The organism is Mesorhizobium sp. M0768 (assembly GCF_040320195.1).
GTDB lineage: Bacteria > Pseudomonadota > Alphaproteobacteria > Rhizobiales > Rhizobiaceae > Mesorhizobium.
Genome location: NZ_JAMYPD010000008.1, coordinates 1 through 13,101, shown reverse-complemented (window position 1 = coordinate 13,101; position 13,101 = coordinate 1). Strand labels below are relative to the sequence as shown.

The 13,101-nt window shown below is 63.7% G+C and carries 11 protein-coding genes; 3 read left to right on the top strand and 8 right to left on the bottom strand.

Annotated elements, in window-relative coordinates:
• The first annotated feature begins 28 nt into the window (after positions 1–28).
• Positions 29–532: a hypothetical protein gene (locus NKI08_RS12860; RefSeq protein ID WP_352769716.1), complete on the top strand. Its 504-nt coding sequence runs from the start codon at positions 29–31 to the stop codon at positions 530–532.
• Between the two features lie 201 nt (positions 533–733).
• Here the strand turns inward: NKI08_RS12860 and NKI08_RS12855 are convergent, their stop codons facing one another.
• From NKI08_RS12855 to NKI08_RS12830, 6 genes are all read right to left on the bottom strand, one after another.
• Entirely contained in the window at positions 734–1,390 is a 657-nt protein-coding gene (locus NKI08_RS12855) for a GNAT family N-acetyltransferase (RefSeq protein WP_352769713.1), read from the bottom strand.
• Complete coding sequence (locus tag NKI08_RS12850) at positions 1,387–2,157, bottom strand: SDR family oxidoreductase (RefSeq protein WP_352766855.1); 771 nt, start codon at positions 2,155–2,157, stop codon at positions 1,387–1,389. The genes NKI08_RS12855 and NKI08_RS12850 overlap by 4 nt, the downstream gene beginning before the upstream one ends.
• On the bottom strand, positions 2,154–3,149 hold the full coding sequence (locus tag NKI08_RS12845; protein WP_352769710.1) for an ABC transporter permease: 996 nt from the start codon (positions 3,147–3,149) through the stop codon (positions 2,154–2,156). Before NKI08_RS12845 ends, NKI08_RS12850 begins: the two co-directional genes overlap by 4 nt.
• A 162-nt stretch (positions 3,150–3,311) precedes the next feature.
• Positions 3,312–4,352 carry a sugar ABC transporter substrate-binding protein gene (locus NKI08_RS12840; protein ID WP_292663104.1) on the bottom strand — a complete coding sequence of 347 codons (1,041 nt, stop codon included), beginning with the start codon at positions 4,350–4,352 and terminating at the stop codon, positions 3,312–3,314.
• A gap of 39 nt (positions 4,353–4,391) precedes the next feature.
• Positions 4,392–5,156 carry an ATP-binding cassette domain-containing protein gene (locus NKI08_RS12835; RefSeq protein WP_352471950.1) on the bottom strand — a complete coding sequence of 255 codons (765 nt, stop codon included), beginning with the start codon at positions 5,154–5,156 and terminating at the stop codon, positions 4,392–4,394.
• Positions 5,153–6,319, bottom strand: a complete 1,167-nt coding sequence (locus tag NKI08_RS12830; RefSeq protein ID WP_352769706.1) for an ROK family transcriptional regulator — start codon at positions 6,317–6,319, stop codon at positions 5,153–5,155. Before NKI08_RS12830 ends, NKI08_RS12835 begins: the two co-directional genes overlap by 4 nt.
• A 323-nt stretch (positions 6,320–6,642) precedes the next feature.
• On the opposite strand from NKI08_RS12830, the gene NKI08_RS12825 reads away from it, so the two are divergent.
• A complete protein-coding gene (locus NKI08_RS12825) occupies positions 6,643–7,434 on the top strand; it encodes an alpha/beta fold hydrolase (RefSeq protein WP_352769703.1) in 792 nt (263 codons plus the stop codon).
• A 75-nt stretch (positions 7,435–7,509) separates the two neighbouring features.
• On the opposite strand, the gene NKI08_RS12820 is transcribed toward NKI08_RS12825, so the two are convergent.
• Together NKI08_RS12820 and NKI08_RS12815 are read right to left on the bottom strand one after the other, a co-directional pair.
• Complete coding sequence (locus NKI08_RS12820; RefSeq protein ID WP_352769701.1) at positions 7,510–8,790, bottom strand: M23 family metallopeptidase; 1,281 nt, start codon at positions 8,788–8,790, stop codon at positions 7,510–7,512.
• A gap of 137 nt (positions 8,791–8,927) precedes the next feature.
• On the bottom strand, positions 8,928–9,395 hold the full coding sequence (locus NKI08_RS12815; RefSeq protein WP_352471944.1) for a peroxiredoxin: 468 nt from the start codon (positions 9,393–9,395) through the stop codon (positions 8,928–8,930).
• Positions 9,396–9,491: 96 nt separating this feature from the next.
• On the opposite strand from NKI08_RS12815, the gene NKI08_RS12810 reads away from it, so the two are divergent.
• A complete protein-coding gene (locus tag NKI08_RS12810; protein WP_352769697.1) occupies positions 9,492–12,869 on the top strand; it encodes a hypothetical protein in 3,378 nt (1,125 codons plus the stop codon).
• Positions 12,870–13,101: the final 232 nt, after the last annotated feature.

Sequence of the window (13,101 nt, the reverse complement as noted above, 5' to 3'; positions counted from 1 at the left end):
GCCCACCATTTTCCTCGATGTGTTCAGTTTGGGCTACACCGCTCAAGCTGATCGCCAGGTGAGACGCATCCGACCACTGTGCTACTCGGACTTTGGTCTGATTCAAACTGTCTTTCCGCAGGGACTTAAGTCTGATCTGCTTGCCTCTCATGAGGGAAACGATTGCCGAAAGCTACAACTTGCAGTATCTCAATTGCGTATGGGCATGGGCGGGAGCGAAAATATTCCTGGATGGCTTGCGAGTCATCTTCCGGACGATCCCGTGATCGCAGGAGATCTCGCGGATAAGATATCGAAGGAAGCTGAAAAAAACCGGCTTCCAGGCGAACGGATTGTGAAGACAACCCGTAACGAAGAAGACACCTTCAAGAAAGAACAAGTCGAAGCTTATCCCGACGCCGCGGTTGCAGGAGTCTTTGCCAGCGGTTCATTCCTCGCCCTGTTGGTATTAGCCATTTATCTGCTTTATGTGCTCTCGATTGTGGCCGGGGGAACGGTCGCGGATGTTCCCCTGCCGCCCATACTGCACTAGTAGACGCTCCGCCAACACTCGGATTAGCCCCGCACCGTGTTGATGCTGGTGACTTTCGTGTCTGCGGTGGAGCACGCGACGAAGGTTTCGTTCCCGCGGCAAAGGTGTTCACGCGGGGCAACTGGCTGCTGCAGAACGGCAGCATTGTACGTCCATAGGCCTCCCGGTTCTTTGCAACTTGGGCGATTGGCCTGTCGCAGATCAGCCTGCAATCGCCGGAGCGTGAGCAATCCGTTTCGCCACATAAACACAACGCTTCGATGAATCAGCGTCCTGCACCACCTCAAATCCAATCGCCTTGTAGAACCTTAGCGCACCATCGTTCTCCGGCATGACTTCGAGGTGGATGCCGGTCGAGCCGCTCGCGGCAAGCCCCTGCTCGAGGAAGGCCATCGCGCGCCGGCCGATGCCTTTCCCGCGCGCTTGCGGCAACAGGTCGATATGGCCATGCGACGGATAGGCGGTCAGCGCAGGCGGAACAGCGAAATCGGGACGATGGACCCGATGCCGCGCCCAGTCGCTGCCGCGCCAGCGCGAGCTGTCGGGTCCGGGGTCTGCCACGCGCCGCTGAAGGTCGGGATACCAGTCTGATGCCAGGCTGGCATTGAAAGCGCCCGTATCGGCCGCGCCAAGCAGGTAGCCGGCCGCACCTGCGGGACTATCGATAATGAAGGCCAGCTCGGGTTCGAGCACCTGGTAGGGAATGGTGTAGAGGAGGCCGAGCAGTTCCGGGTCGTCCTCGCGGCCGCTGGCGTCCTTGCCGGCATCGCCGGTCTTGAGACAGATCATCGCAAGCGCTGCACGATCGGCGGTGGTCGCCCGGCGCAGGAAGAAACCGCCGCCGAAATCGAGGATCATGGCGGCAGCAGCCGGAAATCCTTGCCCTCGGGCAAAAGCTGCCCGCCGTCGACGATGATGGTCGTGCCCGTGATGTAGCTGGCATCGTCAGAGGCTAGGAACAGGAAGGCATTGGCCACATCGCGCGGGCTGCCGAGACGGCCGAGCGGGATGGCGTCTTCCATGTTCTTGATGAAGGCCGCACCGCGATGCTGCTCTATGCCTTCGGTCAGGATGTTGCCGGGCTCGACGCCGTTGACTGTAATGCCGTAGCCCGAGAATTCGAGCGCAGCCGAACGGATCAGCCCATTGATGCCGGCCTTGGTCGCTGAATAATGGCCGTGGCCGGGGCTGGTGACATGCGGGCCGGTGATCGAGGAGGTGAACAGCATGCGGCCAAAATGCTGTGCCTTCATCGGCACCAGTGCGGCGCGAGCAGCGATGAAGCTGCCGCGCAAGTTTACCGCCATGACCCGGTCCCAATCGTCGGGACTGGTGTTTTCCAGCAATTGCCAGGGATAGATGCCGGCGTTCTGGACCATGATGTCGAGCCGGCCGTGACGGTCGAGCGCCAGTGCAACAGCGGCCTCGGCATCGGCCATCTGCGAGATGTCGGTGCGTATGAAGGCGGCACCGAGCTCGTCCGCAGTCGCTTGCCCGACCTCAGCCTCGGTATCGGCCAGGACAAGCGTCGCGCCCTCTTCGGCAAAGCGTCGTGCGATGCCCTTGCCGATCCCGCGCGCACTTCCAACGATCAGCGCGACTTTGTCTTCCAGACGGCCGGTCATGCCAGCCTCTGGCGTATCGTCTGCTTGAACGCATCGAGCAGCACGGCGGCAAGCACCAGCAGGCCATGGATCACCTGGGTGAAGTTGGCCGGCAGGCCCATCAAATTGATCGCCGTGTTGATGGCCGAGAGCAGCAGCACGCCGGCATAGACGCCGGGCAAGGTGCCGACGCCGCCCTTCAGACTGACGCCGCCGATGACGACCGCGGCGAAGGCATTGAACAACAGGCCGACCCCGAGATTAGCTGTCGCGCCGGAGGTACGGATCGCCAGCAGCCAACCGGCAAGGCCGGCGATGGCGCCGGCGAGAACGAAGGCTATGACCAGGTTGCGGTTGACGCGGATGCCGGCGCGAAAGGTCGCCGTCTCGTTGCCGCCGATCATGACCAGGTGCCGGCCGAAGGGCGTCTTGGCCATGATCAGCGAGAACACCACGAAGCACGCAATGGCGATCCAGGCAGTCAGCGGCAGACCACCCAGGCGCTGGATGGCGAACCAGCGGATTGCCGGCGCCAGGTCCTGTGCCGAGCGGCCACCGGAAATAACCAGCACCAGGCCGCGCACCCAGATGTAGGACGCCAGCGTGATGATGAAGGCGCTCATCTTCACCTTGACCACCAGGTAGCCGTTGATGACGCCGATGAGACCGCCGACGGCAAGGGCGATGAGTAGCGAAACCGGAACCATCAGCCATTGCGGCTGCAACTGGATGCCAAGGCCGATGCCCGACGAGCAGAACAGGATGCCGACCGCCATGGCGCTGAGCGCCGCGACCGATTCGACCGACAGGTCCATATGGCCGGCGATGATGACCAGCGCCAGGCCGATCGACATGACGCCGAGCACGCTCGACGCCTCGATGATGTTCGCAAAAATGCCGAGCTGAAAATAGTTCGGGATGAGGATGGAAAAGACCACCAGCACGAAGACCAGCATGAACCAGACGAGATTGTCGAGGATGAACTCGAGGGTTTGGCGCGTGCGGGGGTTCATCTCAGGATCCGGTTGGCGCCGACCCCGAAAAACCACTCGGTTTTCGGACTATCAGGCGCGGTTGAAAATTGCTGCAGCATTCCCGTGCGCGTCCGTTTGAACGCACTGAGGCTGCAGGGCTGGGCTCCGGGCCGGCATGGCCCGGAGCTTCTGGCGAGTTTGCTATTCGACCGGCTTTATGGTTTCGGTCGGCGGCTTCATGTTGCCCCAGAAGGCCGGGTTATCGACATTTTCCTTGGTGATCGCAGCGCCGGGGATCTTGATGTTCGGCCCCCAGGCTTCCTTGGTCAGGGTCGATTTCAGGCCAAGCACATCATATTCGCCGGGCTTGATCTCCTGCTTGTTGACCACCTTGTCCATGAACATGGCGACCGCCGCGGCCTGGGCATAGAGCGGCTGCTCGACTTCGACGTTGAGCCAGCCCTTGCGGATCAGGTCGAGGCCGACCGGAGCGCCGTTCGAGCTCATCAGCATGACGTCGCCCGGTTTCTTGCCGGCGGCCTCGAGCGAGGCGACGGCAGCGACCGAAAGATGCGCGGCATGGCTGAAGATCAGGTCGATGTCGGGGTTGGCGAGCAGCTGGTCGTTCACGATGGTCCCGGCTGCATCCGCCGCCCATTGCATGGCCGGCAGCGAGATGATCTTGACGTCCGGGAACGCCTTCATCTTCTCCTCGAAACCCTTCTGGATGTCGAGCGTGTAGGGATCGCCCGGATCGCCGAGCACCTGCAGGATCTTGCCCTTCACCGAGCCGTTCTTCGCGGTCAGGAGCTTTTGTGCCTGGTCGGCGGCGACGTAGCCGATCTCGACGGTTCCGGCCACCGAGGTGAAGTCGGACGGGGTCGAGGTTATCTGGCGGTCGAACTCGACGACCGGGATGCCGGCGGCACGGGCCGCCTCGATCGACGGTTTCAGCGCATTGAAATCGACGGCGGCAAGGATGATCGCCGCCGGCTTCAGCGCGATGACGTCGTTCATCTGCGATTGCTGAGCGTCGGTCTTGTTGTCGGCGTTCAACGTCTTCATCTCGTAGCCGACCTGCTTCAGGAACAGTTCCAGCGCGCTCACCGAGCCGGTCTGGAACTCATCGAGCAATGTCGGCACCATGTAGTAGACGGTGCCCTTGGACTGGGCGAATGCCGGCGTGAGCGTGGCAAAGGCCAGTGCCAGGATACCGAAGACGGAAAGAAGTATTTTCTTCATGTCGTTCGCTCCTCTTGCGCCGGACCCCTCATTTGTCCCTCAGTTCGCCGGTCCGGCACCGGCGAGCGTCTCTCCGGTGATCATGTTGATCACCGCGTCGGGACTTGTTTTGTTGCGTGCGACATCGCCCGCCACGACGCCTTGCCGGATCACCACGATCCGGTCGGCGACCTGGAAGGCCTGTTGCATGATATGGGTGATGATGACGACGCCGATGCCCTGGCTCGCCACCTGGCGGATCATGTCGAGGCCGCGCCGCGTCTGCTCGACACCGAGCGCCGCGAACGGCTCGTCGAGAAGCACCAGCTTGCCGCCAAAATGCACGAACCGGTTGAGCTCGATGGCCTGCCGCTGGCCGCCGGAAAGATGCTCGACATTGGTGCGAAGCGAGGGAATGCGGGTGCCGGCGCTGGCCAGCGCCTTTTGCACCACCTGCTCCATGGCGCGCTCGTCGAGCACCGGAATGCCGAGAACCTTCCTGGTGATCTCGCGGCCCATGAAGAAATTGGCGACCACGTCGACATTGGTGCAAAGCGACAGGTCCTGGTAGACCGTCTCGATCCCCGCGGCCTTGGCCTCGGCGGGAGATTTGGCCAGGAATTCCTTGCCTTCGAACAGCATGCGGCCGGAGGTCGGCTCGAGGCCGCCGGCAATGATCTTGACCAGCGTCGATTTGCCGGCGCCGTTGTCGCCCAGAAGCGCCACCACTTCGCCCTTGTCGATCGAAAAGCTGATGCCTTTCAGCGCTTCGATGGCGCCGTAATTCTTGGCTACGTTGTCGAGCACCAGCAGCGGTTCGCTCATGCCGCGATCCCCTTGTTATGCAAGAGATCTCGCCCGCGTTCGCGCTCGGCGGTGAAGATCTGGCCGAAGCGCGGCGAAAGCACCCCGGAAACGGCAAGCGCGGCGGCGCCGCGCAACACCGCATGCTGGCCGCCGCGCGCGACGCTGACGCGGGGCGTCGTGCGATCGCTTCGCGCCGAGACCGAATTGGGCAGGTGCGCGGCCGCGCCGGCAAGCCTTTCGAGCAGCTCGGTGGACGCCAGCCCGCCGAGGATGATGGTTTCGGGATCGAACAGGTTTTCGATGATGGTGACGGCGTTGCGGAAGATCGGCGCAATCTCGCTCACCCACTCGGCGTCGGCGATGTTGCGGCGCCGCAGCGCCTCGAGCGAGAGATACCGTTCGAGGCAGCCGCGATTGCCGCACGGGCAGGGCTCGCCGCCCGGCACCGCGGGAATGTGGCCGATTTCACCGGCGTTTCCCCAGGCGCCGCGCAATGCCGCCCCGTCATGCACCATGACGCCGCCGAGACCGACGCCGAAATAAAGATAGTAATACTCGGAATATGCCGTTCCGAGGCCGTAGAGGCGCTCGCCGATGGCAGCCGCCGCCATATCGGTTTCGAAAAAGGCCGGCAGTCCGGTCGAGGCGGCCAGCCGCTCGCGCAGCGCCACATCCTTCCAGCCGGTCATGGTGGTCGGCCCGACAAAGCTCATGGACTCCACGCCGAACGGTCCGGGCAGCGCCATGCCGATGCCGAGAACGCGGCCACCGGCCCGCAATGCCGTCAACTCGAGCACCATGGCGCCGATCAGCTCGAAAGCGTGGTCGGGCGTTGCATTTGGGGCTTCGCGGTAGGTGCTCTCGATAACATCGCCGCTTAGGTTGATCAGGGCGGCATTGATGCCCAGCGGGGTGACGTGGATGCCGACGGCATAGCCGCCTTCCGGATTGATGCGCAGCGTTGCCGGTGGCAGGCCGCGCCCCTTGGGCTCTTCGCGCAACGACAGCACGTAACCGTGCTCTTCCAGCTCGCGAACGATGGTTGACACCGTCTGCACGGTGAGTCCGACCCGCCTGGCGATATCGCCGCGAGCGATTGGCCCGTGAAGGCGGATGGATTCGAGCACGATGCGCCGGTTATACGGCCGCCCGAACTCCTGATTGGTCCCGCGCAATGCCATGTCTGGCGCCCTCTCGAGAGAGCAGAGGTTCGCACCGAACATTTATTCAGTCAAATGGAATTCAAAAATAATTCGCCTGCGGCCAAGGTCCTTCTAACGCCGGCGAATTCGCGCCCGCCGGCGGATGGGCCAACTCTGGCAATTTTCCAGTATGAAGCGCCAGCGGCTGGACGGGGACGCCAGGCATGACCTTGGCCGGCATTCCGATCAGCGCCCTGAAGCCATTTCGGAACCGGTTGTGAGCCGGCCAAGGATCGGAGTTCGTTGCGCCTTTCCGTTGCAGGGAGCATACTTCCTCTCGCCGGTCGGCGGGAGGAGATGCGATGCCGAAGCTGACCCTCGACGGGATTGATCTCGGCTATGAGGTGCGGGGCGACGGGCCGCCGGTGCTGTTCGTCCACGGCAGCGTCACGAACGGCATGATGACATGGTCCGCCCAGCTACCGCTTGCGGAGCGCTGGAAGCTGGTTGTGGTCGACCGGCCCGGATTCGGATCAAGTTCCCCTGCCGAACGCGAGGATTTCGCCGTCGACGCCGGACTGGTTGCCGGATTCCTCGATCGGACGCATGACCTCTGGGACGAAAACCGCGTCCATCTGGTCGGGCATTCCTATGGCGGCGTCATCTCTCTTCTTGCAGCAGCGATGCGCCCGCGAGCAATCCGTTCGCTCACGGTGATCGAGCCGCCGGCCTTTGACCTTGCGCGCGAGGATGTTGCCGTCAATGAACTCGTGACGCGCCTGAAGACCCACTGGCAAAGCGGACCGCGCGACGATCCCGCGCTTTTCTTGCGCCAGTTTCTCCATCTGGTCGGCTCGGCGATACAATTGCCAGACCCGCTGCCGCCCCCGCTCGCGCAAGGCGCGGCCATGCTCGTCGTCGAACGCGGGCCATGGGAGGCCGAAATTCCGCTTCGGCAACTTGCCGATGCGCCGTTCCCGAAACTGGTGGTATCCGGCGGGCACAGCGCAGCATTCGACGCCGTCTGCGACGTGCTCGAAAACGTGCTTGGTGCCGATCGTGCCGTGATCGCCGGCGCGGGGCACAGCGTTCAGCAGACCGGTGAGCCGTTCAACCGGCGGCTCGGCGCGTTCATGGCTGCTGCTGAGGGCTGAAAGCGATCTATCTCTGATATTGCCTAGCGGGCGGTTGGCCGCGCGACAGGCTTCACGCCGAATGAATCGCCGGCTCTACAGATACCGCTCGACCTTCTTGCCGACGGTCAGGAACCGCAGCGGATCGATCGCCTCGCCATTGTGGCGGACCTCGTAGTGCAGGTGCGGGCCGGTCGAGCGGCCGCTGTTGCCGGTCTTGCCGATGACGTCTCCGGCATCGAGCTTCTGGCCGACGGCGACGTCGATTTCGCTGAGATGCCCGTAACGCGTTACAAAACCGTTGCCGTGGTCGACCTCGATCATGCGGCCGTAGCCGCCGTTCCAGCCGGCCTTGACGACGACGCCGCCTGCCGTGACCTTGGCCGGCACACCGACCGGCGCCCTGAAATCCATGCCGGAATGCAAGGCGGCCGTGCCGAGGATGGGGTCGGTGCGCACGCCGAATGGGCTGGTAACGCTGCGGCCGGGGGCGGGGTTGGCGAGCGGCAGCCGGCGCGCTTCCTTTTTAAGATGATCCAGCGCGTCAAGCGCTTCGTCCAACTCTTTGACTTTGCTATCGAAGACCAACGAGCTGTCGAGTGGTATCAGCGGGCCGCCGACGTCGCTCTTTTCGAATTCGCTGTCGACCGGCAGGCCGGCGGCCTCGAGCGCCTGCGAGATCGCGTCGGCGCTCTTGTAGGCATTGTCGGCAAGTGTGGCGATGCGGGTGAGCTGCTGGCTCTCGATGGCCTTCAGCGAGTTGTTGATCGAAACGAAGAGCTTGTCTGCCCGGTCGGCCGCGCTTTCGCTCGGCAGCGGATCGGCGCGGGTCGACCACAGCGAGAACGGCCTGGTGTCGTTGCTGGGAAGGGGGGCAGCAAGGCTGGCGACGGAATAGGCCATCGGCTGGATGCTGCCGGTCGCGTCGGCATGTTCGTCCGGCTTTGCCGTCGGCATGGGCGGCGTTGCGACCTCGTTTTCGGCTCGTTCGAGGATCGGGCCGAGACGGCCGTGACGCAGGCTGAGCTGGCTCTGCCGTTCCAGCAGCTCGCTGACCTTGGTTTCCATCAGTTGCTGATCGAGTAGCTGGCGGCTGGTGATGCGGTCGACCTGGCTGCGCAGTGCCGAGATGCGGTCTTCGTAGGTCTGCTGCATGCGCGCCTGCCGCGCCGTCGTGGCGCCGATTAGATCGTCGCGCAGCACCAGATAGGAGGTCGCCAGCAGGTAGCCGATGACGACCGCCGCCAGCGCCGAGCCGCAAAATGCAGCCAGCCACGGGCGTATGGTGAAATGCCTTATCTGGTCGCCCCGGGCGATGATGACCGTGTGGGGCTCTCTGCGTCTGCCGAAGACCGCTGGCTGACTGGCTACGTTCACGGGACCAAGCTTTCGTTACGACACCAACGACAAGCCTGATTACACATTATTAGGGTTAACAAAGTTTTGCCGATCGAACGACAGGCAAAGGTCTTCGCGCAAAACGGGTATCGAATTACAGCGACCTGGCGCAGCTCTCAAAGGGCGTGAACCGCCTCCAGCACCTCTTCGGCGTGCCCCTTGACGCGGACGTTGCGCCAGATCCTGGCGATGCGTCCGTCCCGGCCGATCAGGAACGTCGCCCGCTCGACGCCCATATAGGTGCGGCCGTAGAGCTTCTTTTCCACCCACAAATGGTAAGCCTCGATCACTTTGCGCTCTTCGTCGGCGACAAGGTTGACGCTCAGATCGTATTTCGCCTTGAATTTGTCATGTTTCTTGACGCTGTCCGGCGAGAGCCCGATGACGACAGCGCCGGCCTTTTCGAACTCCGGCTTCAACTGCGAAAAGCCGATCGCCTCGTTGGTGCAGCTTGTGGTGTCGTCCTGTGGGTAGAAATAGAGTACGATGGGTTTTCCCAGCAATGCGGCGAGGCTGAGTGAACCGCCGCCGTCGCGCGGAAGATCGAACTGCGGCGCAACATCGCCCACGTCGAGGCCAGCCATACCGATGCCCTTGTTTGAGGTTACGCGCCAGGCTGCATCGATATAATGTCGAGCGGGGATTCGTCCACGATCGAATTCGTTTCAACGGAAGATTGCGTGGATCAGGAGCTACCGCAGCACGAGAAGATCAGGTTCAGGCGTGACGAGATCACCGACCTGGGAACCTTTCCGTCCGCGTGCCGCGTCCCGCCGCTCGGCCAGGCGTCGATCGGTCGCGGGGTCCGTATGATGGCGCGGCTGTTTGCCGGTCTTGTCGCCCTTGTGCTGCTGGCTGCCGCCGGCGTCTATGCGATCGGCGTGTCCGGCTTCGGCTCGGAGCGGCTTCGCGCGGAAGCCGAAACGGCAATCGAGAGATTGGCCGGCTTCGATGTCGACGTTGCCGTCGGGCCGGCCCGGCTGACGCTTGACGGGTCGAGCTTCATTGCGCTGCAGGTCAGCGACGTCAGCCTCAAGACCGCCGACGGCAAACCGATGGCCGATGCCGGCCGGGTCCGCTTCGGCATCCGGCTGATCCCGCTGCTTTCGGGCGAGGTACGGCTGACCAGCGCCCGGATTTCCGACGCGCACATCGTCATGGCCGCGATGCCGTCCGGCGGCGACTGGACGGCCGGGCTGCGCAACCAGGATGGCCTCATCGATCCGGAAAAACTTTCCGCCGCCGTCTTCGCCAACGTCAACCGCGCGCTCGATGCGGTGCGCGTGGATTCGATGCGCCAGATCGATCTGCGCAACGTCGAGCTGGCACTGCCCGAGACCGGATCGGTCAAGTCGGTCACCATCGCCGACGCCTCCGTGTCGCAGACGGGACCGGGAAGCATGGAGTTTTCATCCGATGCGGATGTCGACGGCAGGGGACTTACCATCGCCGCTTCCGCCACCCGCGATCCGGCGACGCGACGCATCACCACGCTGGATGCCAGCATCCAGGCGGCGGATGCCGAAGCTGCGGCAGCAGGCGGCAAATTGGGCGCGATCGCCTTGAAGCTGGCGGGGTCGGAAGGGACCGGCGACAACAGTTCGCGGCTGACCGCCGCCCTGTCACTGACCGGGTCGGTGCTCGATCTCGGTTCGCGCGGCCTGCTTCCGGCCGACATCGATCTCGATGCGACGCTCGTCGCCGGGTCGAACAAGATCCAGGTCGAAAGCTTGCTGGTGAAAACCGGCCGCTCGACCTTCGATTTCGCCGGTTCGATCGGCCCGAAGCCCGCTACCGGCGCAGCGGGCGAGGAGCCATCCTATCGTTACGACCTGACCAGCGACGGTTCGACCCTGGCGCCTTCGGATTCGCCGGAGCCGGCGCTCAGCTTCATTGCCCGTATTGCCGGCGTCTACCAGCCGACGAGCCAAAAGCTGGTCGCCGAGCAGATCGGCGTCCGGTCCGGACCGGGCAGCGAAGTGCTGGGCACGGCTTCGGTTTCATTCGTCGCCAACCAGGCGCCGGGCATATCGGTGGCGCTCAATGTCCACGACATGCCGGTCTCGCACGTCAAGCAATTATGGCCTTGGTTTTCGGCGCGCAATGCCAGGCTGTGGGTGCTTAAGAACCTGTTCGGCGGCCGCGTCGTCGATGGCAGCCTGCAGTTCCAGGTCGTGCCCGGACGGCTCGGCAACGGCGTGCCGCTTTCGGCCGATGAAGTGTTCGGCCGATTCCAGGTCGAAGGATCGCGCTTCGACACGGCCGGCCGCATTCCGCCGATCCGCGATGCCGTCGGCGTCGTCGGCTTCCACGGCAATGACGTCGACGTCGCGCTGTCGTCGGGCAGCGTCTATATGCCGAGCGGCCGCACGGTGGCGGCGAGCAACGGCACGCTCACCGTCAAGGCGGCGAACCATCCGCCGGTGATCGGCGCGCTCGACATCGATGTCGCCGGCGAGGCGCCGGCAATCGCCGAGCTGGCATCCTTTGACCCGATCAACGCCATGCGCCATGTCGGCCTGCTGCCGGACGACCTGTCCGGCACGGTGACCGGCCACGTCAAGGCCGATATTCCGCTGCAGTCCGGTGTCGACTCTTCCAAACTCGATTGGCTGGTGGCGCTCGACTACAAGGACCTGTCGCTGGGCAAGCCGTTCGAGGGCCAGACGGTCAGCCATGCCGACGGCTCGATCACGGTCGCGCCCGACCGGGCGGTGATCTCGGCCAAGGCGCTGCTCAACGGCATTCCGGCCGAGCTCGACCTGATCGAGCCGCTCAGGGATGGCGGCCCGCCGCGCAGTCGTAAAGTGGAGCTGGTGCTCGACGACAAGACGCGCGCCACCGCCATGCCTGGCCTGTCGACGCTGCTTTCCGGAACCATCAAGGTGGCGATCGACAAGAGTGGCACCGGCAACCAGAACGTGTCGGCCGACCTGACCAATGCCAGGCTGGACATTCCCTGGGCCGGCTGGAGCAAGGGCCCCGGCATTCCCGCCAAGGTGGTCTTCGCCATGGCGAAGACCGGCGACACCACGACGCTGTCCAATTTCGAACTCGACGGCAAGACCTTCTCCATCGACGGCAGCGCCGTGCTGGTCAACGGCGCCTTGTCCTCGGCCCGGTTCAGCAAGGTCACGTTGAACAGGGGCGACGACGTCGCCGTCTCGGTGAAGCGGTCGGGCAAGGCCTATGCGGTCGAGGTCAGCGGCAGCGCGCTGGACGCACGCTCGCTGATCAAGCAATTCACGTCCGATGTCGACACCGCCACTAAGACCACCGGCGTCGATGCGATCTCGGTCAGTGCCGACGTCAGCTCCCTGACCGGCTTCCACGACGAGGTGCTGTCGAATCTGAAGCTCGACTACAGCGCCGCAGGCTCCCGGGTGAACGGGCTCAAGGTGAGCGCCACGGCAAGTTCGGGAGCCGCCATCACCATCAGCAACACGGCCGGCGGCGGCCTGCGCACGCTCAACATGAAGTCGGCCGACGCCGGCGCCATACTGCGCTTCCTCAACATCTACGAGCATATGGAAGGCGGCTCGATCACGCTGGCGCTCACCGGGGCCGGCGACGGTCCGATGAAAGGCCAGGTCGACGCCAAGAACTTCTTTGTCGTCAACGAGCCGAAGCTCGCCTCGATCGTGTCGACGACGCCGGCCGGCGACAACCGCAGCCTCAACGAGGCGGTCAAAGGCAATCTCGACACGTCGAGGGTGAAGTTCGAGCGCGGTTTCAGCGAGATCGATAAGGGCAGCGGCTATCTCAAGCTGCGCAACGGCGTGCTGCGCGGCTCGCGCATCGGCACCACCTTCCAGGGCACGCTCTACGACCAGAACAACAATATGGACATGACCGGCACGTTCATGCCGGCCTACGGCGTAAACCGCATCTTCGGCGAACTGCCGCTGATCGGCGCACTGCTCGGCAACGGCCGCGACCGCGGCCTGATCGGCGTCACCTACAGGCTCAAGGGCAACGCCAACAAGCCGAACCTGGAGGTCAATCCGCTATCGGTGATAGCGCCCGGGATTTTCAGGTCGATCTTCGAGTATCGGTGAGGTCAAAACCCAATTACCTCGAGCGACCGAGTTTTGATCTTAAGCGGCCGCTCGTCCGCCCCGCGAATTCACGCCCATGATCCAAAGGCGACTGACGTCCGCCCGGGCCTAAATGGCCGCTTTGCGCCTAATGCACGAACCCGCTTCGCGGGAGGGGCGCCTCGTTCTGAGATGGCGCGACTGCCATTTTGACTTGAGCGGGTAGAGGGGTCGATCTGACCATGGAGTTCCC

Excerpts from the sequence above, each read along its gene's own strand:
- NKI08_RS12855 (WP_352769713.1), bottom strand. The coding sequence starts at position 1,390 with ATGATCCTCGATTTCGGCGGCGGTTTCTTCCTGCGCCGGGCGACCACC.
- NKI08_RS12850 (WP_352766855.1), bottom strand. The coding sequence starts at position 2,157 with ATGACCGGCCGTCTGGAAGACAAAGTCGCGCTGATCGTTGGAAGTGCG.
- NKI08_RS12845 (WP_352769710.1), bottom strand. The coding sequence starts at position 3,149 with ATGAACCCCCGCACGCGCCAAACCCTCGAGTTCATCCTCGACAATCTC.
- NKI08_RS12840 (WP_292663104.1), bottom strand. The coding sequence starts at position 4,352 with ATGAAGAAAATACTTCTTTCCGTCTTCGGTATCCTGGCACTGGCCTTT.
- NKI08_RS12835 (WP_352471950.1), bottom strand. The coding sequence starts at position 5,156 with ATGAGCGAACCGCTGCTGGTGCTCGACAACGTAGCCAAGAATTACGGC.
- NKI08_RS12830 (WP_352769706.1), bottom strand. The coding sequence starts at position 6,319 with ATGGCATTGCGCGGGACCAATCAGGAGTTCGGGCGGCCGTATAACCGG.
- NKI08_RS12825 (WP_352769703.1), top strand. The coding sequence starts at position 6,643 with ATGCCGAAGCTGACCCTCGACGGGATTGATCTCGGCTATGAGGTGCGG.
- NKI08_RS12815 (WP_352471944.1), bottom strand. The coding sequence starts at position 9,395 with ATGGCTGGCCTCGACGTGGGCGATGTTGCGCCGCAGTTCGATCTTCCG.